The sequence below is a fragment of the Roseimaritima sediminicola genome (assembly GCF_009618275.1).
GTDB classification, from domain to species: Bacteria; Planctomycetota; Planctomycetia; order Pirellulales; family Pirellulaceae; genus Roseimaritima; species Roseimaritima sediminicola.
In genome coordinates, this window is record NZ_WIAD01000032.1 from 37,280 (window position 1) to 60,986 (window position 23,707).

Sequence of the window (23,707 nt, forward strand, 5' to 3'; positions counted from 1 at the left end):
CGCCGGAGTTCCTCGTCGCAAGAGTCCACCGAACCGGTGACACATCCGCGACGGTCGACACGCCACAGTGTTCTCATTGTCCAGGTGGGCAATCGCAATCGTGCCAGATCGCCGCTTCTGAGGCTCCGCCGGAATCCACAACGCTCGCCACTCAGAACACTCAGTTCGTCCTGTTGTGGAAAGCCGCACAGTGTCGCGGTGTTGATTACCTGTGGACGTTGGTAGGCTCGGTTTACGTACCGTTGACCTCGGCCGTTCCTCTCCCGGATCCTCCGTTCTTGGGTTGGATTCCTATGCATGACGAGCGTGCCGGCTCGTACATTCCGGAGTCGGAACCCCCGATTCCGTAGCTCGCTGGATTGCGGCAGTTCTATCTGCCTAAGCACGTCGGCATGAATCTTTCGGTGAAACCCCGCGACAACACCCTCCCGCGCAGCGGGAGGGTGATGCCGAATTAAAGGTTGCGACGTGCTTAGCAGCTTTTTTCCAGGTCTCTCAGTGCGCCAGGCCGTTGATAGCGGCCACGGCCAGCCGGTGCGCACTTGCGCCCTCGATACCGCTTCCATCGCCAAGGATCGACGACGGCTCGTTCCTCACACCAACGTGGTTTTCGTCCCTTTGGCGTGGAAGCGACCTCGACCTGCGCGCACGCATTGCCCCGCAGAACTCACCTTCTGTCGGACCTGGCTATCGGTACGCACATTTCCTCCCCCTCACCTCAGCGCATGAAGATGAAGGACCACCAGAATACAACGTCACTACCCGGAACGACTCGCACCGCGTTTACTCTGATCGAACTGCTCGTCGTGATTGCAATCATCGGGCTCCTCGTCGGTCTGTTGCTGCCGGCAGTCCAGGCGGCGAGAGAAGCCGCAAGACGGATGAGCTGTAGCAACAATCTCAAACAGATCGTGCTGGCGATGCACAACTATGAAAGTGCTCACCAACGGCTTCCAACGAACTATACAACCGCAGCCAATATATCGGGGAATTTCTCCGTCTTTGCGCAGTTGGCCCCCTACTACGAACAAGGCAACGTGGTCGACTTGATCGACTTTGGCCAGCCACTCACGACCGGTTGCTGTCCCGGCACGCTGGTGCCACCGCATGATGTCGCCGCCGCCACGCCGCTGCCGCTGCTTTCGTGCCCGAGCGAGTCGAACAGCCGCTTATTTCCAGTCACAACGCTCTCAGGCAGCGGCCCCACCGAAACCTACGCCGGAACAAACTATGTGATGAACTTCGGCACCGGGGTCGGGTCGTTGTACGACACGCGAGTTCCCACCGATGGCATTCACTGGATCAACGCCGGCGTCGGATTCAATGCGATCACCGACGGATTAAGCAACACCGCGGCGTTTTCCGAGTCGTTACTGGGGGTGGTCGAGCAGAGTCCATCCGCACCGACCAGTGACGGTCTTCGCCGTCGAACGATGATGAATGTCCGCTGTGCCTTCATCGATCGTGCGCGGCGTCCCACAACCGCAGGCATGGCCGGTTACAGTTTGCCCGATGATCCAACCCAGCTGGAAGCTTATACGCGGGGAAGTTCCCTGTTTCGCGGATGGTCTGGCCAGCGCGGCGCTGGCTGGATCAATGGCCGTGAATACTGGACCGGATACACACACTATCACCGGCCCCAGAGCGCGGTGCCCGATATGCAGACCTGCGGCTGGGGCGTCTTTGCGGCGAGAAGCAATCATCCGGGCGGACTTCATGTCGCGATGTGCGATGGCAGCGTCAAGTTCGTTACCGAAAGCATCGACCTCCAGACGTGGCGTGCCGCCGGGACGCGCAGCGGCAACGAAACGCCGGGGGAATGGTGAGACCGCAGCAAGCAACCTTTTTCGTTTACAACCTTTTTGAAATCACGAGAGGATCTTCATGAAAACCGCCTATTCAACGCTTCTGTTCGCTTTCGTCGTGTCTTTTGCCGCAGCGACCGCGTACGCTCACGACACCTGGATCGAGACCGGATCCGGGACGGTGCCGGTCGAGCGATCAGCGAACGCTAAGCACGTCGGCATGAATCTTTCGGTGAAACTCCGCGACAACACCCTCCCGCGCAGCGGGAGGGTCGGGCTCTTAGGCCCGGGGAGGGCCCTGCGAAAACCCTCTCCGGGCCTAAGAGCCCGACTCTCCCAAAGGGAGAGTGATGCCGAATTAAAGGTTGCGACGTGCTTAATGTTGCATCGACGAAGTCGTTTACCGCGAACCAGGTCCGCCGGGCCGGGGTCTATACGACCAGAACCGTGGCATTGGCTTTGAACTCGTGAATCACAAATGGCACAGCTGGAAGCCTAGGCTGCGGTGGCACTCCCCCCTTTCCATCACATGCGTTATGGAAGCCTTCCTCAACCGTCGAACGATCCCATGGCAACCACGACCGGAACCGAATTCGAGACTCGCGTAGCCGCACGCGTCGCTGGCGAAGACATCCGCCGCGGCGACTTTGTGACGGTCTTGAACGAGATTGTCGAGCTGCCCTCGTTCCTCTGGAGCTGCTCGGGCGCTTCGTTTGCCCCCGATGAGCCGGTTCGCATGCGACTGATGCCCGGCGAGGCGGGGCAGCCCTTCAAAGTCATCGAGGTGTGTCTGCCGTTCGTCTACGCCGAACGTCCCAAAGGCGGAACGGAGATCTTCGACACTCGCCAGAAACAACTCGTCCGGCTCGACGGCGACAGCGGCCGGGCGGTATGGCAACGGCTGCGCAAGCCCTCGAAGAAGAAGCGGAAGTAGCAAGGGATCGACGCGGAGATCGGGGTAGGTCCGTAGCTGAAGTCGCCAGACTTTGGACGGGCATCAAAGTACAACCGTTCGCCCTAATTCAGGCGAGTTCGGTTTCGAAGCGGCGGATCGGTCCAAACTCTGGCGACTTCAGCTACGGCTTGATCGGTCCCTGACTCCGGCGGATTCTATGTATCCTGATGTTTACTCCCCTCTCCCCGCCAACCTGAGCGAGTGGAGCTCGCTCAGGTTGGCGGGGAGAGGGGTTGGGGGTGAGGGGCCTCCGGCGCAATGGCCTGACTCCTTGCATCGGCTCCAACTGCCGCGTCCGGCATCAAAGCGAGGAAAGATGATGCGGGCGTTGCCGCTCTGCTGTCCCCCTCACCCCCGGCCCCTCTCCCCCGAAGCCTGACTCGCTTAGGCTCGCCAGGCTTCGGGGGAGAGGGGAGTAAGAGATTCTTTTCGTCCATAGAATCCGTGAGAGTCAGAAGGCGGTCCAAACTCTGGCGAGTTCGGCTACGATGGCGAGCTGGAAGCTTTTGCCAAGGCCGTGGCCGCGGCCTGAAGAACTTTTGGAGACGCTATGACGACGTTGGGAAATCGCTGGCCTTGGTTGTTGATCGTTGCGGTATGGGGGCTTGCTTTCTCGCCACCGGTTACGGCTGAGCAAAGACCGAACGTGGTTTTTATTTTGGTCGACGACCTGCGCTACGACACGTTTGGATTCATGGGCCACCCCTTCGTCGAAACGCCTCACATCGATCGCCTGGCGGAGCGGGGACTGCAGTTTACCAATGCCTTCGTTACCACCTCGCTGTGCTCGCCCTCGCGGGCTTCGTTTTTGACCGGCCAGTACACGCATCATCACAAAGTCGTCGACAACCAGGATTTGATGCCGGCGGATACCGTCACCTTCCCCCAGCACCTTCGACAAGCGGGCTACGAAACGGCATTTATCGGCAAATGGCACATGGGCGGTTCCAGCGATGCGGCTCGCCCCGGTTTCGATCATTGGATCAGCTTCCGGGGCCAGGGCACGTACTGGCCCGAGCAACAGACGCTGAACGTCAACGGTCGGCAGGTCCCGCGGAAAAAGTACATGACCGATGAGTTGACCGACTACGCCGCCGAGTGGTTGCAGGGCCGCAGCTCCGACCAACCCTTCATGTTGTATCTATCGCACAAGGGCGTGCACGGGTTGTACGATCCGGCACCGCGGCATCTGGACCGCTACAAAGACGAACCTCTGCCGCCGCAGGCCAATCGCGGCGACGACCGTTCGGACGGCAAACCGATGTGGGTGCATGACCAAAAGAACAGCTGGCACGGTACGGAGTTCCCCTATCACGGACGCGCCAAGCAAACGATCGCCGAGATGTATCGGCACTACTGCGAAATGATCCTCTCGATCGACGACAGCGTGGGCCGTGTCATGCAGGTGCTCGGTGATCGCGGTCTGGACCAGAACACCTTGGTCATCTTCACCAGCGATGGCGGCCACCTATGGGGCGAGCACGGATTGATCGACAAACGCTGTGCCTACGAAGAATCGATCCGGATTCCGCTGGTGGTCTACGGCCCCCGCCACGTTCAACCCGGCGTGCGCTGCGACGCATTGGTGGCCAACATCGATGTCGCACCGACCCTGCTAGAACTGGCGGGGATCGGGGTTCCCAACACGATGGACGGAGCAAGCTTTGCGGAGTTACTGAACGCACCGGAGGCCGTCCGGCCCAGTCGCAGCCGTTTGCTGTACGAGTACTACTGGGAACCCAATTTCCCGCAAACACCGACCACCTTCGCACTGCGGACGCCGCGTTACAAACTGATCCAGTACCACGGCATCTGGGACACCGACGAGCTGTACGACATCGTTACCGATCCGCAGGAAACGAACAATCTGATCCATGATCCCGAGCATCAGGGCCGAGTCCAGCGGATGCGGAAACAACTGCACGAAAAGCTGCGGTCCACCGGCGGATTGGCGATTCCTTTGGGATTCAAACGCGGACACGGGGCGAACAAACGCAGCGCTGCCGGATCAAGTCGCGCCGAATTCCCGGAACGAATGCTGGCCACCCCGCCCGCGGAATAGACGGTCCTGGAGTATGCGACTGCCGTTTGCTGTTAACGCCGATGGCATGGTAAATGCACCGCCGTTTGCGGCAGCCTGAGACCTGAGCGGCGTGTCGATTGCTCGGCAAGGTTCGCTTTCGGGTCCGCGATGCTCGGTATCATTCGGAGGTGATTGGGATGCGTTGGTTTGGTGTGGTGGTGGTGTGCGTTGGGCTGCTGGTCTCTTCAGTTGCTGTGTCGCAGCAGCCCGGAGCTGCGGAGTCTGCCGAGAAGGTTGCCGAAGTCAAGAACGGCCTGGCGGCGACAATCGAGCTGGGGGAGGCGATCGTGGAGAACACGCGGACGCATCCGCTATCCAAACCCTATGTTGGCAATGCGTTGAACTGCACGTCATGCCATCTGGACAATGGGCGGCATGAGGAAGCAGCCAGTTTTATCGGCATCGCCACGGCGTATCCCGCCTGGTCGCCTCGCGAAAAGCGGGTGATCACGTTGCAGGATCGCGTGTTGAACTGTTTTATGCGGAGCGAAAACGGGGTTCGGCCACCGATCGGCGGCAAGGTCGCCACGGCGGTTACGACGTACATCACGTCTTTGTCCGAAGGCCAGCCGATAAAAATGAACCACCAACGTCCGCTGGGACCAAACGCCGTTGTGATGCTGGATCCGGGACAGCACAGGCCGAACGTCGATCACGGCCGCGTGTTGTACGCAGATCACTGTGCGTCGTGCCATGGCGAGGACGGACAGGGACTGGTCGACGGGCCGCCGGTTTGGGGACCGGACTCTTACAACGACGGCGCGGGGTTGAGCCGCGTACCGAAACTGGCTTCGTGGCTGAAGGTCGCCATGCCGCTGGACGATCCCTTCCTGTCGGAGGAAGAAGCGTTCGACATCGCGGCGTTCGTCAACAGTCACCAGCGGCCAAAGTTCAAACTGAGCGAGCACCTACCGGCCGAGGAAAAGCTGGGGGAATACAACGCCGAATCATCGGAAACAATCTCGGGAGAACCAGGTAGCTGAACTCGCCAGAGTTTGGACAGCATCAGCGAAAACACGTAGCTGAAGGGGCCGGTCCTCAGACGAGTTACCCTAGCCCACTTCCCGCAGAAACTGGTCCAGAAACGTTCGCATGAAGGCTTCGCGCTCGCTGGCCAGCCGACGGCCGGCGTCGGTGTTCATCAACGACTTCAGCTTGAACAGTTTCTCGTGGAAGTGCCCGACACCAGTTTTTCGCTCGCCGGCGTCCGGCAAGTAGAACGGCTGGCCAAACGCCGCTCCGTATTCGATGGTCCGGACGATTCCGACCGCGCCCAGAGCGTCCAGCCGATCGGCATCCTGCACGACTTGGCCTTCCAAGGACAAAGCCTCTGCGGTCTGGGTCTTGCGAAACGAAAGGTTATCCACAATGTGCGCGACGTGCTGGATCACCCGATCGGGAGCCTTCAACTGTGAAAGGATCTTCCGGGAAAACTCAGCACTTCGTTCGACGCCGTCGTGGAATTTGGCGTCCCCCACGTCATGCAGCAAGGCGGCCAATTCGACGATCGTCCGATCGCCGCCGACTTCGGACTGAATCGTCCGAGCGGCAGCGAGCACACGCAGGACGTGGTCGAAATCGTGGCCGGCCCCCTGGCCGGTCATCCGCTGGCGAACGATTTCCTGGGTTTGCGAAACGAGCAAACTCGGCCGGGTTTCTTCCACTGGGGAGCTTTCCTGCTGGGGCATAATGGACTGGGCCAGGGTGTGGCTGCTGCTGTGTGTCGCAAGTCTTACAACGATTCCGTGGGAAAAGCAAAACCGTGTCCACCGAGCATTCGTCTGACCGCGAGAAACCGCCGTACCCGACCACCCCGGACGGACGCTATTTTGTCCACAAAGGACGCCTGTGGCGATGTAGCGATCCGACTTTGGATCCGGAGCAGCGCTCGCGTTTGGTCCGCCAGTTGATGGCAGCTCGCCGCGATGTCGCCGCGGCGCGGCGAGCCGGTGACGATGACGCGGTGGCGGACGCTCGCCGGCGGGTCCACGCCGCCAAGGTCGCCCTCGGGGAACGCGGCCCCACGTGGTGGGACGATGCCCCCGACTATAACCGATACCTGGTCAAGAATACGCCCTACGCAAGCTGGTGGCGAGAATGGGCTAGCGCGGGTGGTTGATGGTGGATGGGATGCTGGAGTCCAGGCTTTAGCCGTCCGCAACCGGAACGCGAACCGGCTGGAGGCTCGGCCCTATCTCTCATGCCCCCGATCAAAACTCTGGCGAGTTCAGCTGCGGGGACTTTTGTGTGGTTTGCAAACGGTGTGGCGGCCGCGACAATCGCTCGGATGATGGAACCGGTTCAGCAGCAGATCGAGCAAATCTTTCACGAAGCGTCCGGCCAGGCCTTCGCTTCGCTGGCGCGCTTCCTGCGGGACCTTGATCTTGCTGAAGACGCGCTGCAGGAAGCTTTTGCCACAGCTGCCGTGCAGTGGCCTCGCGAGGGCATCCCGGCAAATCCGATCGCGTGGCTGATTACGACCGGGCGTTACAAAGCGGTCGACGCGATTCGCCGCCGCGAAAAGTTCAAGCAGATCCGCAGCGACGTTGCCCTGCGAATGCACGAAATCGCGAGAACCAACGCGACCCGCGCGGCGACCGAAATTGAAGACGATCGGTTGCGGTTAATTTTTGCCTGCTGTCATCCTGCGATCGATGTCAAGATTCAAGTCCCGCTGACCCTTCGGGAAGTCTGCGGATTGAGCACTGACGAAATCGCTCGAGCCTTTCTCACGACGCCGGCAACGATGGCCCAACGTATCGTGCGCGGCAAGGCCAAGATCCGTGATGCGGGGATCCCGTTTGTGATCCCTGAACTGGGCGAGCTGCCCACGCGTCTCGCCTCGGTGCTTTCGGTGATCTATCTGATCTTCAACGAGGGGTATTCGGCGTCCAGCGGCGAATCCGTGACGCGAGCCGATCTGTCACAAGAGGCCATTCGGCTGTGTCGCCTGGTCCTCCAGCTGACCGAAGACGCCGAAGTGATGGGCCTGTTGGCGCTGATGCTGCTGCACGATTCGCGTCGTGAAACTCGCCAAACGCCCGAGGGCGACGTCGTCCTGCTGGAGGATCAAGACCGCAGCCGCTGGGACCGCCGATTGATCGCCGAGGGTCAGCAATTAATCGAACGATCGCTGGCGTCGCGGCGGTTTGGTTCCTATACGGTCCAGGCCGCCATTTCCGCGGTTCATGCGGAGGCGGCCGCCGCGGAGGACACCGACTGGGGACAAATCGTTGCACTCTACGACGTGCTGCTCCGCCTGCAACCGACGCCGGTCGTCGAGCTGAACCGCGCCGTCGCGGTGGCGATGCGGGACGGAGCCGAACCCGGACTGAAGCTGATCGCCGCGATTCTCGAACGCGGCGACCTCGCCAATTACCCCCTGGCCCACGCCGCTCGCGGAGAGCTGCTTCGCCGGGCGGGCCGCACCGAGGATGCGATCGCTGCTCTCGAAACGGCTCTCGGGCTTACCGAACAGATTGCCGAACAGCGTTTGTTGCGGAAAAAGTTAGCGGAATTGCAGGCCAATTAAGTTTCCCAGGCATCGCTGGGAGGAATAATTCCCGAAAACTTTCTGCGCGGTTGTCGATGCTAGGCTTCGCCGATCGACGAAGCAGGTAGACGGGAATGATCAAGTGATCTCCCGCCAGCCGAAGAACCTCGACAACAAGAAGAGAACGCTATGAAAGTTATGGTCATCGTCAAGGCTACACCGAGTTCCGAAGCGGGCGAATTGCCCAGCACCGAGTTGCTCGAAGCGATGGGCAAGTACAACGAGGAACTTGTCAAAGCCGGCATCATGCAGGCGGGCGAAGGATTAAAACCGACGGCGGAGGGCAAACGAGTGGTGTTCCGCGGCAGCGAGCGGACGGTTGTCGATGGTCCGTTCGCGGAAACCAAAGAATTGATCGCCGGTTACTGGTTGTGGCAAGTTGATTCCATGGAGCAGGCCGTCGAGTGGGTCAAGCGATGTCCGAATCCGATGCCGGAGGAATCGGGAATCGAAATCCGGCTGGTGTATCAGATGGAGGACTTTGCCGAAAACGACCCCGACGGATCGGTGGCGGCAAGCGAAGACGCGCTCCGGACCACGCTGGCCCTGCAGTCCACGGTCGTCCAGCCCTATCTGTTCTTCTCCGGTCGCTGCGAAGAGGCACTGGAGTTCTACCAGGAATCGCTCGGCGCGGTCGTCACGATGTTGATGCGCTTTAAGGATAGTCCCGCCCCCCTTCCCGAAGACGTGGTCCCGCCGGGATCCGAAGATAAGGTGATGCACGCCGCGTTCCGAGTCGGCGAGATGACGCTGATGGCATCCGATGGATGCGGCGACCGCGCGAACTTTGCAGGTTTTCGACTTTCGCTGTCGGTCCAGTCCGAAGCGGAATGCGACCGTGTCTTCGCCGCCCTTGCCGAGGGCGGAAACATCGACATGCCGCTGGACAGAACCTTCTGGTCGCCACGCTACGGCATGGTCACCGACAAGTTCGGTGTGGGCTGGATGGTCATGGTGCCCTGCGCGGAGCCGCAAGGTTGAACCGCCACAGCGGGAAACAGCTGGAGGCAAGCAAGGAAGAGAACACTAAAGGAATTTACTTATGCGAACAGCGATGCCGCAAATGGTCGAGCTGGACGTTGCGAAACAGACGCAAGCTTACGAGGGCTAGGACGATGAAGTATATGCTGTTGATCTACGGTGCCGAGGACAGTTGGACGGAGGACGAACGCGAAGGGTGCATGCGCGAATCGATGGCGATTTGCAAGGAACTGGCAGCCGAAGGCAAATGGATCGCCTCCTCGCCGCTGCACCCGGTCGATACGGCGACCAGCGTACGCGTCCGCGAAGGCCGGCGGCAGATCACCGATGGACCTTTCGCGGAAACGACGGAACAACTGGGCGGTTATTACATCATCGATGTCGAGGACCTGGACGAAGCCATCGCCATCGCTGGCAGGCTTCCGCCTGCTCACAAGGGGACCGTTGAGATTCGGCCGATCTATCCGCTGCCAGAGCCCTCCGGGAGCTGCTACGATCATGAGTAGGCCTAACTACTCGCAAGCCAAGATCACGGTGCTGCCAATCGCCGTGCTGGGCGGATCGGAATGTTTCTATGACGACCGAATCAAGAAGGAACTCTGGCGACCGAAAGCCGACCGGCCGAAAAGAGCGGGAAGAAACCGAAGACCCGGAATCCCTTCTGCAAGGCGGTGAAAGCGACGAGTATTCCGACGTCACTCAGCTGAAGGGCCTCCGCAAGCCGATCTCGATATCGGCCGTGATGCTGACCGGGCTGTTCACCCTGGCGCTGCTCGGTTTTCTTTATCTCGCCAAGCAACTGATTCTGCCGATCGTCGTTGCGGTCCTCGTCAATTTCTTGCTCTCGCCGATCGTACGTTGGACGCACCGCCGCGGCATTCCACGTCCGGTCAGCGGTCTGATTCTGATTGTGCTGTTGGTCAGCGGCCTGGGCTTCGGACTGTATACCTTGAGTATCCCGGCGACGAGTTTTGCCCAGGACGCTCGGCAACGCATCGGCAGCTTGAAAGAGAAACTGCGAGAAGCGTCGCAGCCGATCGAGCAGGTGCAGGAGACGGCTCGGGAGGTCGAACAGGTGACCGCCGACACCGAAGCCCCGCCCGCGGTGACGATCCGCGGGCCCGGGCTGTTGGAATCGGCGATTGGTTATGTGCAATCGACCAGCGCGGGATTGTTGGCCGCCTTTATCCTGCTGTTGTTCCTGGTATGTTCCGACGAACTGTTCCTGCACAAATTGGTGCGGGTCCTACCGACGCTGCATGACAAGCGTCTGGCGGTGGAGATTTTTCGGCAGATCGAATGCGACGTTTCCTATTACTTGGGAACGATCACGTTGATCAATATGGGCCTCGGTGCCACCGCCAGCCTGTTGCTGTGGATGGTGGGCGTGCCCAGTCCCATCTTGTGGGGCGTGCTGGTCGGCACCTTGAATTTCATCCCGTATCTGGGTCCGGGGATGGCGATGATCGTCCTGGCCCTCGTCGGGCTGCTGTCCTTTGACGAACTGTGGATGGCCGCGGTGCCGCCGCTGGTCGTCCTCGGATTGAACATCGTCGAAGCGAATATCGTCACCCCGTTGACGATCGGCAACCGTTTGAACCTCAACCCGGTAGTGATTTTTCTATCCCTGGCGTTCTGGGGATTTTTGTGGGGGATCGCGGGAATGATCATCGCCGTTCCGATTCTGGTGACGGTCAAGACGCTGTGCGACCACGTCGAACCGTTGGAACCGATCAGCGAGTTTCTTGCCGGCGGCGAGCCTCCCCCGGCCGGTGAAGAACGGGGCGCCGAGGCAAAGAATTAACTTCGCTGTCGACGATCGGGAGAAACCACACGTTTGAGAACCATCCACGCGTTGGAATGCTGGTCTTGCCAGAGATCTTCGGACGTGCCCCATCGCCGGGAAACCCGTCACCGGAAATCCCGTCACCGGCTGCCATTTGCGTTAACACCCAGCCGTTTGTTTAAGGACCCCGGCCATGTTTTCTCGCATCATTCTGATCGCCGCCCTGGCCGGTCTTGCCTTTCTTTCGGCCGGTTCGCTGCTGAACCTCAGCTCCAGCGCTCATTGGTTCGTCCGCGGTTGGGATTTTCCTCGGGTCCAAATCGTGGCGGTGGCGTATCTGCTGTTCGGCGTCGTCCTGATCGTCCAGTATTTCTCGCAAACCTGGTCGCGGTGGATCAGCGGCGTCGCCCTGGGGATGACTCTGTTCCTCAGCGTTTGGCATGGCTACCGGATCTACCCGTATACCGTGTTGGCGGCGACTCAAGCCAAAGCGACCGAGACCGCTCTACTGCCGATCGATGCCGGCGATCCCAACGTAGTCCGGATCGTCTTTTCGAATGTCAAAATGGAGAACCAAGAGTTCGAACGTTGGACGCGGGCGATCCAGGACGCCGCTCCGGATCTGGTGGTCGCTCTGGAAGTGAATCAGGATTGGATGCGAGGCATGGCACCGTTGTTTGAAACATTCCAGCACCGTGTGGAGGTGCCTCAGGACAACTGGTATGGGATGACGCTGCTGTCCAGTTTGCCGATCGAATCACAGGAAGTACGGTATCTGGTCCAGGAGGATATCCCGTCAATCGATACCATCATCCGGCTCGAGAACGGAGAAGCTTTCCGCTTCGTCGCGGTGCATCCGCGACCGCCAGTGCCGATCCGCGACACGTCTGCTACGGCTCGCGACGCGGAACTGATTCTGTGGGGTCGTGAATTAGACGATGAGAGACGGCCGGTCGTTATCGGCGGTGATTTGAACGACGTGGCTTGGTCGCGTACCACGCGTCTGTTCCTGCGGACCAGCCAATTATTGGATCCCCGACGCGGTCGCGGCATGTACAACTCCTTCGATGCAACGCGTCCGTACCTGCGGTTTCCGTTGGATCACGTTTTCTTTTCGACTCACTTCACGCTAAACCGGTTGGAACGGTTGCCGGATGTCGGCTCGGATCACTTTCCGATCCTCGTTGAACTACGACTTGCGCCGTCCGCCTCCCAACGGCACGATCCCCTGCAGCAGCAAGCCGGGGACAAAAGAAAAGCCAACCGACGAATTGAACGAGCGGAGGAAAGTGAGAATACCCAGGGAAGCGCCGTCGACGACCAGGGTGAAGAGATCGAGCAGGAAGACCCCATATAACACGGTTTACGCGTCGTAACACGGTTTACGCGTCGTAGTTCAACTGTTCCGAGCCGCGTACGCCGGCGAACAGCGAGGGGTCAATCTGATCGGAGTTCTTCAGGACAGCGACGTCGCCGGTGGATTCCATCACCACCGCAAAAACCTGCTTGGGGTGCGTGACGCCGGCGATCCGCAGGTGAGACAGTAAATCCTTATTCGTCACCCGAGCCCGCGTTAGATTGTCTTCCAAAATCCGCTCTCCGGCCATCAGCAACATCGGCTCGTTGTCGACGACGGCCTCGACGAATCCCGCCAGTCGTCGGCTCCGCGAAACGATGAACTGAATCAAAAACAGCACGGCCAGTCCGAAACAACCGGCGGCCAAGGAGGGCGATTTGGTCAGCAACGTCGAAGCGATCACGGACCCGAAGGCGATGGTGATCGCGAAGTCGAAACTGGACATCTTCGAAAAACTTCGCAGTCCGGACAGCCTCGTCAGCAGCAGCAGCGTCACATAGATGCCCAGTCCTGACAGCAGGACCATGAGCAGCTCTTTCCAAGTAGTTGATAGCCAGGTCCAGTCGATCATGATCGGCTCGTGGTAATGCGGAAGAAGAGAGAGTGCTGTTTTCTGACGCGTCATTCCTCTGCTTCGGTTTTCGCCTTTACGTCGGCGTCCCCATCTGCGGCCGCATCAGACTTCACCCTGATCAAGATCTCGTTGCGGCGCTGCTGTGGCGGTGTGAAGGGTGGATCGTAACCGGCGGCTTCGGCCGACGGTTCTGCTTGCAACTCGCGGGATTTCATCCACTGGCGAAGTTTGGCTTCTTGCTTCTTCGCAAGTTCTGCATCGAGCCGACCCGAGAAGCGGATGACCGCGAACCGTCCGCCTTTGCGTTTTCGCAGTTTCACTTGATCGTTGTTCGGGTCGGGTGGCCCCTGCGCCGCGACTTCGGCAGGCATGACGAACCCCATCGAGCCGCTGGACTGGCCGAGTTCGCCTTCCATGAAGACGGGGGTCGTCATGGCGATTTTCTGTTCGGCCTCGTTGGCTCCGCTGATGTACTGAAACAGTCGCATGAAGCTGCCGTCGCGGTCTGTGGCGTCCGATTTGGAATCCGTTGCCGCGAGCATCAGGTCGGGATACTCGCGGATTTCGATAGCACCATCGGATTCGATGACCTTGTAACCGGCTGACTCATACCCCTCGCGTTCGGTCTGTGCCCACGCGCACGCCCCGATCGCGGCAAGCCCGATCAAGCTTGCAAAATAGCGTGTGTATCTCGTCATCCGAACCGGCTCCAGCGTGTAAGTTGCCGTTCATGAAGAGGCTGCCACGCCAACGGCCCAAGCGAGACGACTGTGCTTTAAAGCAACTACTGTGCCATCACCGGGACGGAAACGGCTACAATCGGTCTGTTCACCTCCCGTTGCGAATAGCCGTCGAAAGGATGTTGCCGTGCGAAGTGTTCCTGACATCGATCGAAGCGAACGGACCTGCTCGGCCGCGGCCCGGCCGATTGCCTTTTCGCCGATCGCCTTTCCGCGGGCTGTGTTTTCGCGGGCCGCGATCTCTCTGACGGTCCTTCTTCTGCCCGGCGGCTTCGGTGCACCGGCTCCCGCCTCCGCTCAAACGGGGCCCGAAATCGAACAGGTCGACGAAAGTCCCCTGCCCGCGGGCACAGGGTTGGCGGCCAACTATTCCGGCGATGAAAAGATTGCCGAGCACCCGGCGGTGATCTTCGCCGACAACTTCGAAACCGGAGGCCTCGGAGAACGCTGGGATGAAGTGCGCGACCGAGGCGGTGTGCTGGCCTACGTCGATCCGGCGTCCGCCAAGCGCCCGACGTCCCAGAACGTTCCGACGTCCCAGAACGTTCCGACGTCCCAGAACGTTCTGACGTCCCAGAACGTATTGGGCAAACGATCGCTGCAGGTGACCGCGACGTTGGGCAAGAATACCGGCGGTGGGTTCACCAAATGGTTCGAGTCGGCCGACCGTCTGTTCATCCGTTTCTACACCAAATTCGATGAAGACTGCGACTACGTGCATCATTTCTGTACGCTGCGAGCCAACAAGTCGCTGCAGGGTGCGGACAGGTGGAGCGGTTTCGGCGGAGCGGGCGAGCGTCCCAACGGAGACGAACGCTTCTCGACCGCGATCGAGCCTTGGGGCAACTGGGGCCGGTGGGCTCCGCCGGGTCGCTGGAATTTCTACAGTTACTGGCACACAATGAAGGCTAGCGGTGATGGCAAGTACTGGGGCAATGGCTTTCGGCCGGCCTCCCAACCGAACATCCCGCGAGGCACTTGGATTTGTGTCGAGTTTATGCTCCAGCACAACACGTCCGGAGAGAGCGACGGCGAACAGGCCTACTGGATCGACGGCCAGCTGCGTGGTCACTGGAGTGGGATTAATTGGCGAACCAGCCCCAATCTGTTCGCCAATGCGTTTACCTTGGAAAGCTACGTCACCGATCGCTGGACGAAGCAGACCAAGAACATCGTCAGCTTTGATAACGTGGTCATCGCGAAGGAGTACATCGGACCGTCGGGCAAAGAGCCTCGCTGAGCACGTCGAACGTGCATCTCTCGGTGCAACCCTGCGACAAACGCGGCAGAGAATCGCCGGCAAAATTTGGTATTACGGCTGGGGCGATTCCTCTCGTGGCCTTTCCGGGGTACCAAAGAGGTGCAATTCCGAATGCTCGACGCGATCGGCGGCCGTCACCAGCACGCGGTTGTCAGGAGCGAACGCGAGCGTCTCGTAGCGTTTCCATTCGTACTTGGGTCCCAAGTGAATCAACATGCGGCCGGTGGGCACATGCCAAAGTTTCAGTTGGTTACCGCCCGTGGCCAAATGCCTGCCATCGTTTGAGAAACACAGCGAAACGATCTGTTCGCCGGCCTCTATGCTGCCGGCGGGTTCTCGTGTGGAGACGTCCCAAAGCAGAATCCGACCGTAATAGCCGGCTGCGGCCAGCGTCGTTCCGTCCGGTGAAAAGTCGAGCGTATAGAGTCCGTGCTGGGTCTGGTGAAACAATGGCTGCTGAAGCGATGGATGATCGCCGTCCTTTAAGAAAATGTCGCTGTAGCCTTTGTCACCCGCCCGACAAGCGATCGCGAGGCAATTCGCGTCGGTCGGCGAGAAGGCCACATCGTTGACCTTGTCGGGGGTGTGGAACGAAGTGATCGCGGTGAACGAGTGGAGGTCCCAGAGGGTCAAGCGGCGATTCGTTTCAACGCTCACACCAAGTCGCCCATTGGCGCTGAGAAAGAAACGTTCCAGATCGGCGTCGAAATGAAGTTCGTGAGACTGTCTCTGGCCTTGGTCGATCGTCATGACCAGCACCGCACGATAGTCATTTCGAATGGCTGAGATGCGAAGCCGACCGTCGGGTAGATAGCTGACCTGCCGGACCTTGTCGATCAGTCCTTCCCATTGCGGGTCCAATCGAATGGGCGTTGCCCGCTGTGGGGCGGACGCTTCGTAAACCGCAAAGCCGCCGTCGTACTCGGCGGCCGCGAATTGCTTTCCGTCTGGCGAGAAGCGGATCTGGCGGACGGTTGGCGTGGCGAACCGGCGATGGACGGGAGCCACCGGCCCTTTGAAAAGCTGGATGCTGCCATCCTGCGCCGTGGTCGCCAGCAGGTCTTGACCTTCTAGCCACGACAAGGACCGCACCCAACCGGACTCCGCGTGAATTTCGCGGCTCAGCTCCGGCTGGCGAGGATTGTCTAAATCGAACAAGCAGACGGTGCCAAAGTTGGTGCCGACCGCCAAAACGTTTTCGTCATGCAGAAACTCCAAGCACCAAGTTTGTTCGTCTATCGACACACGCGCCAACTGCTCTTTGGATTCTCGGTCCCAGATGACGACGCGATCGTCGTAACCGCCGCTGGCAATCAGGCGGCCATCGCGGGAAATCGCCGTCTTGAGAACCGTTTGCTCGTGCTGGCAGAAGTCGCCATCAAGTTCGCCGGTGGCGATCTTCCAAACCCTGGTCCGGCAATCGCTGCCGGAGGTGACCAACCACATTCCGTCGCCCGAGACGCTGACGTCATACACCTTATCGTGGGCGTCGGTGGTGCGTGTTGGTCGCCAAGTCGTGGTATCCCAGAAAATCACCCGGCCGTCCCTCGCACCGGAGATCAGCTGCCTGCCATCGGGCGTGAACGCGATGCCCTGGATCGCGTCTTGGTGTTCGACCATCCCGTGGACCAGTTGCCAATCGTCGCATCGGAAAATCCGCAACTCTCCACCGCTGCCGGCGGCGACCAGCAGATTTTGATCGGGCGAAAACTCCAGGTCCCGGACCTCGCCGGGAAAAGCCATCTCCGCAATCACCTGCCAGGAACGAGTGTCCCACACCAAGATCCGATCGTTCTTATCGCCTGTGACCAGAACCGACCGCCTCTGGCAATAGGCCGACGAGAGAACCGGATCGTCATGCGCACGTAACGTTTGCACGGATGGATTGACAAACGAGCGCAGATAACGGGCGAGGAAGCCATGCGAAGTCTGCCGGCCAGGGCGGAGCCGGCGATCCTGTTCGAGTTGCCTCGCTAGGGCCGAAAACTGCTTGTTCTGGACCAGTCGGCCCAGCGACTCCATCTCGGCCGCGTAATAGTGGGACTCCAGCTCGCTGCGCTGCTGCTCGAGCACCAACGACTCCCGCCGCTTCTTTTCCAGCAGGTCCTGCAACTGGACGTTCTTCGTCGACAGTTCTCGTACAAATCGTGAACGCTGGAGATTCAGGACAATTAATTCCCCCAGGACGGTCAACAACAACAACACCGCCAGCAGGACCGTCATGCCGTAAAGCGGATTGCGGCGAAACCAATGGAGCCCCAGGCGGATTGCCGATGGTGGTCGAGCGAGAATGGGTTCGTGATTGACGAAACGCTGCAGGTCCGCGGCCAGTTCGGCGGCGCTGGCATAGCGGTCCCGCGGGCGTTTGCTCATCGCTTTGAGGATGATGCATTCCAGGTCCGCCGGCACGCTCGGATCCAACACTCGGGGTGCGACCGGTGACCGTTCGATGATCTGGTGCAGCATCGCCACGGGACTCAGCTGCAGATAGGGAGGACGGAGCGTAGCCAGTTCGTAAAGGGTTGCACCCAAGGAATAGATGTCCGTCGCGGCGGTGATCTCGCGGTCGCCGACCGCCTGTTCGGGACTGCTGTATCGCAGCGTGCCCAGCGGTTGGCCGGTCGCCGTCAGCGCGTCGCTGGAGTCCATCAGGGCCAGACCGAAATCCGCAATGGAAAGGTTTCCATCACGATCCAAGATCAGATTCGAGGGTTTGATGTCCCGGTGGATGATGCCCTGCCCGTGCGCGTAGGCGATCGCATCGGCGGCTTGATAGCCCATCGTCGCGACCGCCGCAAAATACTCCGTCGGCGATGCCTGGCGATTGATTTCCGGTCGCCGGACACTCGCTGGGTCGACCGCCGCAGGCTCGCTGTGCGATCTCTCCGCCACGGTGTCTCGGTCGCTGGTCGGTCGCTCCGATCCGCTGAGCAAGCGTCGTTGCCGCGACACAAATCGAGAGAGATTCTCGCCGTCGATATACTGCATCGCCAAGCAGTACACGCCTTCGAGTTTTCCGTGCGTGTACGCGCTGGCGATGCGCGGATGTTCCAGATGCGCGACCGCCAGGGCTTCGCGTTCAAAGCGTTCGATTCGCGTGGGACTGGTCTCGCACCCCAGCGGCAGGACCTTCAGGGCCACGCGGCGATTCAACGACAACTGAATCGCCTCGAAGACGATGCCCATTCCGCCCCGGCCGATTTCCCGGACGATCTTGTAGTCCCCGAGACGACTTCTGGGGGCGGTTGCCCGCATCACTTCCGGGCCGGTTTCAGGACTGGTCGCCGCCGCCGTGTCCGCGTGAAGAGAAAAATCCAGCCGGCCATTGTCCTGCGCGACCCTGCCGGCGATGGTCGAGCCCGAATCGATTGTGGGTTCGTCTGCCATCGTTTTTTTTCGGTAGACAAGTTCAAAGCGCGGCAGCCGACGCCGCCACTGCGGCGAACGACGCTTCGGGACTAAAGTCTACCCGTCCTTTGGGGGCCTGTCAAAACGCACCCGCGGCGGTTCGGAGCGGTTTTACAGTGCGAGCTAAAACGTGGCAGAAGCAGGATTGACCGCCGGGCCGCTGCAGCCTATCGTCCATCGTAGATCAACGAACGAGAGGATCCGATGGCGAAGAAAAGGACGACCGCGACGACGACCCCGGAAAAAGCCGCTGCGAAGCGCTGCGACTCGGCTCCGGTTCACCTGCAAGCGGACGCGACGGCAGAGGAGCTCGCCGGGCTGGCTTGGGCGATCGCTCATCCGGCTCGGGTGCAAATCGTTCGGCTCCTGATCGGTCGCCAAGCCTGCATGTGCGGCGAGATCGTCGACTGCTTGCCGCTGGCGCAGTCGACCGTGTCGCAGCACCTGAAGATCCTCAAGAAGTCGGGGCTGATTCAGGGCGAAGTCGATGGCCCCAAGGTCTGCTACTGCATCCACCCCGAGCGGCTGGAGAGATTGAAAGGTCTGATTGCGGAACTGTAATCGGTCTTTTTTTCTTGGCCCGACCTATCGTTGATCGTCGATAGACGTTTTTAGAGTTTTCGATTCCGTTACCCCCAAAGGATGACCCGATGACCCGAGTCCAAGTATTCGATAAAGCCCTGTGCTGTTCTACCGGCGTGTGCGGCCCCCAAGTCGATCCGGTGTTGCCGCGTTTCGCCGCCGACCTGGATTGGTTGCGATCGCAGGGCCACGACGTGGAGCGTTTGAATCTCGCCCAGGACCCGGCCCGGTTCGCCCAGAACCCGACCGTCCAACGCTTGTTGGACGAGGAGGGCGTCGAGTGTCTGCCGCTGGTGATCGTGGAGGATCGCGTGGTCAGCCGCAGCGAGTATCCCTCGCGAGAAAACCTCGCGTTGTGGACCGGGACCACCATGAAAGCCAAAACCTCGCTGCCCACCGCTGCCGACTCGGGTTGCTGCGGGGGCACGCCAGGGTGCTGTTGATCTCGCTCGTTCATCGTTCAACACCTTCGCAACGTCCAACACCCGACACCACGTTTAACCCCCGGCACCACGTTTAAGCACGTCGGCATGAATCTTTCGGTGAAACCCCGCGACAACACCCTCCCGCGCAGCGGGAGAGTAAAGCCGAATGAAATGTTGCGACGTGCTTAACACCCGACACCACGTTTAACACCCGACACCTTCGCAACGTTCAGGCCCTTCGCAATGAGTTTTCTTGATTCTCCCACACGCAACCTGTTCTTCACCGGAAAAGGCGGAGTCGGCAAGACGTCGATGGCCTGTGCGACGGCGGTACGGTTGGCGGATCGCGGCCGGCGGGTACTGTTGGTTTCGACCGATCCGGCTTCGAACCTGGACGAGGTGTTGGGCACCGAGCTGGGTACGCAGCCCACGCCGGTCGAATCGGTACCGAACCTGCTCGCCTTGAACCTCGACCCGGAGGCGGCCGCGGCGGAGTATCGAGAGCGGATGGTCGGACCGTATCGCGGGGTGTTGCCCGAAGCGGCCGTGCAAAGCATGGAAGAGCAATTTTCCGGCTCGTGCACGATTGAGATTGCGGCCTTTGACGAGTTTGCCAAGCTGCTCGGTGACGAGCAGGCGACGGCACAGTTCGACCATGTGGTGTTTGACACCGCACCCACCGGGCATACCCTGCGGCTGTTGACATTGCCGTCGGCCTGGACCGGTTACATCGAGGCCAACACGACCGGTACGTCCTGTCTGGGGCCCTTGGCGGGACTGCAGGCCCAGGCTGCGGTCTATCGCCAGACGGTCGAGACGCTCGCCGACGCCCGGGCGACCACGCTGGTCTTGGTCGCCCGGCCGGAACCCTCAGCGTTTCGCGAAGCCGACCGAACGAGTTCGGAGCTGCGGAATCTGGGTGTCGCCAACCAGCACCTGATCGTCAACGGCGTTTTCGAGGCCCAGTCGACGTCGGACCGGGTTGCGGTGGCGATGCAGGAGCGTACCGACAACGCCATCGGCGGCATGCCGGAGACGCTGCGGGGGCTGCAGCGATCGACCGTTCCGCTGGCCGGCCACAGCCTGATCGGCATCGAGGCGCTGCGAAGCGTGCACACCGACGGTCCGTCGCCGGCGAGCGGTTCGCAGCTTCCATCACCAACCGGAACGGGAGGCGACCAGCACCGCGACCTCCAGGGCGAGCGTGTTAGCGAATTGATCGATGACCTGGCGGACGCCGGCCATGGCGTCATCCTGACGATGGGCAAAGGCGGGGTCGGCAAGACAACCATTGCCGCGGCCGTTGCCGTGGCCCTGGCCGAGCGCGGATTTGAGGTTCACCTTTCCACCACAGACCCCGCAGCGCATGTTGCCGCGACGATCGCCGCGGACGACTTCGCCGGCCTGACCGTCGGACGCATCGATCCGGTGCAGGAAACCGCGGACTACCGCGACGAAGTGTTGCGGACGGCCGCGGCGGATCTGGATGCCGATGGACGGGCGCTGCTGGAAGAGGATTTGCGGTCACCGTGCACCGAAGAGATCGCGGTGTTTCGCGCCTTTGCCAAAGCGGTCGACCAGGGGCGGGGCCGGTTTGTCGTCTTGGATACCGCCCCGACCGGACACACGATTCTGCTGCTGGATTCCGCTCTGGCCTACCATCGCGAAGTTACCCGGCAATCGGCCGAGATGCCCGAGGCGGTACAGCACCTGTTGCCCCGTCTCCGCGACTCGGATTTTACGCGTGTGTTGGTCGTTACCTTGCCCGAAGCGACCCCCGTGCACGAGGCTGCCAGACTGCAAGAGGATTTGCGGCGTGCCTCGATCGAACCGTACGCCTGGGTGATCAACCAGAGCCTGGTGCCACTGGACGTTGCGGACGCGACGCTCCGCAGTCGCCAGGACAACGAACTGGCGTTTGTCGAAGAGGTGACGCAGTCGCTGGCCAGCCGCGTTGCCCTGGTGCCTTGGCAGACCCATCCACCGACGGGCCTCACCGGCTTGCGGAGGATCACCGCTGACGCGGCGACGGAAGTGTCCGGGCGCTGAGACGAACCGGCTGAGTCAGAGGTTCCAGAGAGGATCAGAGCAAAGCCCGCGTGTTCGGTTCTCCTTCCGCCGGTTAGATTAAGTCGATCACCCACTCGAACCTGGCCCTGGCGATGCAGACTGAAGCGACCGGAACCGAATCATCGGAGACAGAAGCGTCGCAGACCGGTTCGCCGGATGCGAACGGCGAGCGGACGGACCGCGGGAAGGGTGTTCGTTGGGGCGGCCTCTTGTTGTTGCTCGTCGCGGCGGTGCTACTGATGCGGATGCTGCCACTGGATCAGCTTACCGATTCGCTGGAGAGTTGGATCGGCGGGCTGGGGATGTGGGGTCCGGTCGTGCTGGCCGGGTTATACGTGGTGGCGACGGTCCTGTTTGTGCCGGGAACGATTTTGACGTTCGTCGCCGGTGCGATGTTTGGATTGGGTGTGGGCACCGCGACGGTGTCTGTAGGCTCGACCCTCGGGGCCGCCATAGCGTTTTTAATTGCGCGCTATGGAGCGCGAGAAAAGGTTGCTCGAATGGCTCAGAGTAATCGCCATTTTGGGGCCATCGATCAGGCGATCGCCGAGGGCGGCTGGAAGATTGTGGCCTTGCTTCGTCTGTCACCGGCGATCCCGTTCAATCTGCAAAACTACCTGTACGGCCTGACGCCGGTCGCCTTCTGGCCCTATGTGTTGGCCAGCTGGATAGCGATGCTTCCCGGCACGTTCATGTACGTCTACCTCGGGCATTTGGCCGGGTCTGCGATTGCGGGGGATCGCCAGCGTTCGCCATTGCAGTGGGCCCTGTTGGTCGTGGGACTGTTGGCTACCGTCGCCGTCACCGTGTACGTCACGCGACTGGCAAAACGAAAGCTGAACGAACAGGTCGAGGACGCACAACCACGCTGACTCCGCCCCAGGGGAACGCCCAGAGGAACGCCCAGGGGAACGCCCCAGGATGAACGCTTTGCTTGTCGACGATTGTGACGGCCAGCGGAATAAGAATTGCAGTCCAGAACAAGTAAATTTCCGTAACCTCGAACCTGATCCGTAACCTCGAACCTGACCGGAGCCCCCCGATGTCGAGCAACACTGCCCAAACGACCAAGTCTCAACAGATCGAATTGGTTTCGCGTCCGGAAGGAAAGCCGGAGACCGCCAACTTTCGCGTTCGGACGGTGGAGCTGTCGCCGATCGAAGAGGGACAGTTCCTGGTCAAGAACCACTGGATGAGTGTCGACCCGTACATGCGGGGACGGATGGAGGCGGGCGAAAGCTATGTTCCGCCGTTCGAGATCGACCAGCCGCTCGAGGGCGGATGCGTGGGCGAAGTCGTGGCCTCTCGGAACTCGGATTTCAAGGAGGGCAAGTATGTACTGGGCAACCTGGGCTGGCGCGAGTACTGGAAGTCCGACGGCGAAGGCGTTCGGATCGTTGATCCGGATATCGCTCCCTTGCAGTCCTACCTAGGTGTGCTGGGGATGCCGGGCCTGACTGCCTGGGCAGGACTGAACCGGATTGCGAAGCTGAAAGAGCGGAAACCAAACAGCACCGTTTTCGTTTCCGCGGCTTCGGGTGCCGTCGGTTCGCTCGTCTGCCAACTGGCCAAGGCTCATGGTTGCCGGGTCGTCGGCAGCGCGGGCAGACCGGAAAAGATCGAATGGCTGAAGGACAAAGCCGGTATCGATGCGGTCATCAACTACAAACAGGTCGACAACCTGACGGAAGAACTCCAATCGCTCGCCCCCGATGGCATCGATGTGTACTTCGACAACGTGGGTGCCGAGCATCTGGAGGCCGCGATCGAGTGCATGAACGTGTTCGGCGTTTGCGTCGAATGTGGAATGATCGCGACGTACAACGCGACCGAGCCGCCTGCGGGTCCGCGCAATCTGTTCAAACTGATCGCCAAACGCATCCGCATGGAGGGCTTCCTCGTTTTCGATCACGACGATGCCCAAGACGAATTCATCGCGGAGATGGCGCCGCTGATCAAGGACGGCAGCATCGTCTGGGAGGAAACCGTCACCGAAGGCCTTGAAAACGCACCGGACGCGTTCCTCGGTTTGTTCGAAGGCAGCAATCTGGGCAAATCGTTGGTCCGCATCGAAGCGTCGTAATGGCCGGGTTCGGTGACGCCCATGCTGCAGAGCAGGCCGCCGTG

Annotated in this window: 20 protein-coding genes; 16 read left to right on the forward strand and 4 right to left on the reverse strand. The window is 60.6% G+C overall.

Features of this window, described 5'->3' with window-relative positions:
- Positions 1-731: 731 nt before the first annotated feature.
- From GE027_RS15240 to GE027_RS15255, 4 genes are all read left to right on the forward strand, one after another.
- Positions 732-1,826, forward strand: a complete 1,095-nt coding sequence (locus GE027_RS15240) for a DUF1559 domain-containing protein (RefSeq protein WP_153558095.1) — start codon at positions 732-734, stop codon at positions 1,824-1,826.
- A gap of 547 nt (positions 1,827-2,373) precedes the next feature.
- Entirely contained in the window at positions 2,374-2,739 is a 366-nt protein-coding gene (locus GE027_RS15245; protein WP_153558073.1) for a hypothetical protein, read from the forward strand.
- 571 nt (positions 2,740-3,310) lie between these two features.
- Complete coding sequence (locus GE027_RS15250; protein ID WP_153558074.1) at positions 3,311-4,822, forward strand: sulfatase family protein; 1,512 nt, start codon at positions 3,311-3,313, stop codon at positions 4,820-4,822.
- 158 nt (positions 4,823-4,980) lie between these two features.
- Positions 4,981-5,826, forward strand: coding sequence for a c-type cytochrome (locus tag GE027_RS15255; RefSeq protein ID WP_153558075.1), 846 nt, complete (start codon positions 4,981-4,983; stop codon positions 5,824-5,826).
- 69 nt (positions 5,827-5,895) lie between these two features.
- Here GE027_RS15255 and GE027_RS15260 read toward each other — a convergent pair whose 3' ends face one another.
- Entirely contained in the window at positions 5,896-6,447 is a 552-nt protein-coding gene (locus GE027_RS15260) for an HD domain-containing protein (RefSeq protein ID WP_237607574.1), read from the reverse strand.
- Between the two features lie 158 nt (positions 6,448-6,605).
- Here GE027_RS15260 and GE027_RS15265 point away from each other — a divergent pair, with 158 nt between their 5' ends.
- From GE027_RS15265 to GE027_RS15290, 6 genes are all read left to right on the forward strand, one after another.
- Positions 6,606-6,962 carry a hypothetical protein gene (locus tag GE027_RS15265; protein WP_153558077.1) on the forward strand — a complete coding sequence of 119 codons (357 nt, stop codon included), beginning with the start codon at positions 6,606-6,608 and terminating at the stop codon, positions 6,960-6,962.
- A gap of 171 nt (positions 6,963-7,133) precedes the next feature.
- Positions 7,134-8,375: an RNA polymerase sigma factor gene (locus GE027_RS15270; protein ID WP_153558096.1), complete on the forward strand. Its 1,242-nt coding sequence runs from the start codon at positions 7,134-7,136 to the stop codon at positions 8,373-8,375.
- Positions 8,376-8,525: 150 nt separating this feature from the next.
- Complete coding sequence (locus GE027_RS15275; RefSeq protein ID WP_153558078.1) at positions 8,526-9,377, forward strand: YciI family protein; 852 nt, start codon at positions 8,526-8,528, stop codon at positions 9,375-9,377.
- 134 nt (positions 9,378-9,511) lie between these two features.
- A complete protein-coding gene (locus tag GE027_RS15280) occupies positions 9,512-9,883 on the forward strand; it encodes a YciI family protein (protein WP_153558079.1) in 372 nt (123 codons plus the stop codon).
- Positions 9,884-9,951: 68 nt separating this feature from the next.
- A complete protein-coding gene (locus GE027_RS15285) occupies positions 9,952-11,181 on the forward strand; it encodes an AI-2E family transporter (RefSeq protein WP_153558080.1) in 1,230 nt (409 codons plus the stop codon).
- A gap of 175 nt (positions 11,182-11,356) precedes the next feature.
- A complete protein-coding gene (locus tag GE027_RS15290) occupies positions 11,357-12,520 on the forward strand; it encodes an endonuclease/exonuclease/phosphatase family protein (protein WP_153558081.1) in 1,164 nt (387 codons plus the stop codon).
- A gap of 25 nt (positions 12,521-12,545) precedes the next feature.
- Here GE027_RS15290 and GE027_RS15295 read toward each other — a convergent pair whose 3' ends face one another.
- Positions 12,546-13,046, reverse strand: coding sequence for a DUF421 domain-containing protein (locus GE027_RS15295; RefSeq protein WP_202617428.1), 501 nt, complete (start codon positions 13,044-13,046; stop codon positions 12,546-12,548).
- A gap of 95 nt (positions 13,047-13,141) precedes the next feature.
- Positions 13,142-13,792: an SOUL family heme-binding protein gene (locus GE027_RS15300; protein WP_153558082.1), complete on the reverse strand. Its 651-nt coding sequence runs from the start codon at positions 13,790-13,792 to the stop codon at positions 13,142-13,144.
- A gap of 169 nt (positions 13,793-13,961) precedes the next feature.
- Between GE027_RS15300 and GE027_RS15305 the strand changes: the two genes are divergently transcribed.
- Positions 13,962-15,074, forward strand: a complete 1,113-nt coding sequence (locus tag GE027_RS15305; protein WP_237607573.1) for a hypothetical protein — start codon at positions 13,962-13,964, stop codon at positions 15,072-15,074.
- 72 nt (positions 15,075-15,146) lie between these two features.
- On the opposite strand, the gene GE027_RS15310 is transcribed toward GE027_RS15305, so the two are convergent.
- Positions 15,147-18,482, reverse strand: coding sequence for a WD40 repeat domain-containing serine/threonine-protein kinase (locus tag GE027_RS15310; RefSeq protein ID WP_153558083.1), 3,336 nt, complete (start codon positions 18,480-18,482; stop codon positions 15,147-15,149).
- 225 nt (positions 18,483-18,707) lie between these two features.
- On the opposite strand from GE027_RS15310, the gene GE027_RS15315 reads away from it, so the two are divergent.
- From GE027_RS15315 to GE027_RS15335, 5 genes are all read left to right on the forward strand, one after another.
- Positions 18,708-19,064, forward strand: coding sequence for an ArsR/SmtB family transcription factor (locus GE027_RS15315; protein WP_153558084.1), 357 nt, complete (start codon positions 18,708-18,710; stop codon positions 19,062-19,064).
- Positions 19,065-19,153: 89 nt separating this feature from the next.
- Positions 19,154-19,528, forward strand: coding sequence for an arsenite efflux transporter metallochaperone ArsD (arsD, locus tag GE027_RS15320; protein WP_153558085.1), 375 nt, complete (start codon positions 19,154-19,156; stop codon positions 19,526-19,528).
- A gap of 225 nt (positions 19,529-19,753) precedes the next feature.
- Complete coding sequence (arsA, locus tag GE027_RS15325) at positions 19,754-21,559, forward strand: arsenical pump-driving ATPase (protein ID WP_153558086.1); 1,806 nt, start codon at positions 19,754-19,756, stop codon at positions 21,557-21,559.
- A 113-nt stretch (positions 21,560-21,672) separates the two neighbouring features.
- Entirely contained in the window at positions 21,673-22,452 is a 780-nt protein-coding gene (locus GE027_RS15330; protein WP_153558087.1) for a TVP38/TMEM64 family protein, read from the forward strand.
- Positions 22,453-22,622: 170 nt separating this feature from the next.
- Positions 22,623-23,663 carry an NADP-dependent oxidoreductase gene (locus GE027_RS15335; protein WP_153558088.1) on the forward strand — a complete coding sequence of 347 codons (1,041 nt, stop codon included), beginning with the start codon at positions 22,623-22,625 and terminating at the stop codon, positions 23,661-23,663.
- Positions 23,664-23,707: the final 44 nt, after the last annotated feature.

Coding starts and splice junctions, on each gene's coding strand:
- GE027_RS15240 (WP_153558095.1), top strand. CDS start 732: ATGAAGGACCACCAGAATACAACGTCACTACCCGGAACGACTCGCACC.
- GE027_RS15245 (WP_153558073.1), top strand. CDS start 2,374: ATGGCAACCACGACCGGAACCGAATTCGAGACTCGCGTAGCCGCACGC.
- GE027_RS15250 (WP_153558074.1), top strand. CDS start 3,311: ATGACGACGTTGGGAAATCGCTGGCCTTGGTTGTTGATCGTTGCGGTA.
- GE027_RS15255 (WP_153558075.1), top strand. CDS start 4,981: ATGCGTTGGTTTGGTGTGGTGGTGGTGTGCGTTGGGCTGCTGGTCTCT.
- GE027_RS15260 (WP_237607574.1), bottom strand. CDS start 6,447: ATGACCGGCCAGGGGGCCGGCCACGATTTCGACCACGTCCTGCGTGTG.
- GE027_RS15270 (WP_153558096.1), top strand. CDS start 7,134: ATGGAACCGGTTCAGCAGCAGATCGAGCAAATCTTTCACGAAGCGTCC.
- GE027_RS15275 (WP_153558078.1), top strand. CDS start 8,526: ATGAAAGTTATGGTCATCGTCAAGGCTACACCGAGTTCCGAAGCGGGC.
- GE027_RS15280 (WP_153558079.1), top strand. CDS start 9,512: ATGAAGTATATGCTGTTGATCTACGGTGCCGAGGACAGTTGGACGGAG.
- GE027_RS15285 (WP_153558080.1), top strand. CDS start 9,952: ATGACGACCGAATCAAGAAGGAACTCTGGCGACCGAAAGCCGACCGGC.
- GE027_RS15290 (WP_153558081.1), top strand. CDS start 11,357: ATGTTTTCTCGCATCATTCTGATCGCCGCCCTGGCCGGTCTTGCCTTT.
- GE027_RS15295 (WP_202617428.1), bottom strand. CDS start 13,046: ATGGTCCTGCTGTCAGGACTGGGCATCTATGTGACGCTGCTGCTGCTG.
- GE027_RS15300 (WP_153558082.1), bottom strand. CDS start 13,792: ATGACGAGATACACACGCTATTTTGCAAGCTTGATCGGGCTTGCCGCG.
- GE027_RS15310 (WP_153558083.1), bottom strand. CDS start 18,482: ATGGCAGACGAACCCACAATCGATTCGGGCTCGACCATCGCCGGCAGG.
- GE027_RS15315 (WP_153558084.1), top strand. CDS start 18,708: ATGGCGAAGAAAAGGACGACCGCGACGACGACCCCGGAAAAAGCCGCT.
- arsD (WP_153558085.1), top strand. CDS start 19,154: ATGACCCGAGTCCAAGTATTCGATAAAGCCCTGTGCTGTTCTACCGGC.
- arsA (WP_153558086.1), top strand. CDS start 19,754: ATGAGTTTTCTTGATTCTCCCACACGCAACCTGTTCTTCACCGGAAAA.
- GE027_RS15330 (WP_153558087.1), top strand. CDS start 21,673: ATGCAGACTGAAGCGACCGGAACCGAATCATCGGAGACAGAAGCGTCG.
- GE027_RS15335 (WP_153558088.1), top strand. CDS start 22,623: ATGTCGAGCAACACTGCCCAAACGACCAAGTCTCAACAGATCGAATTG.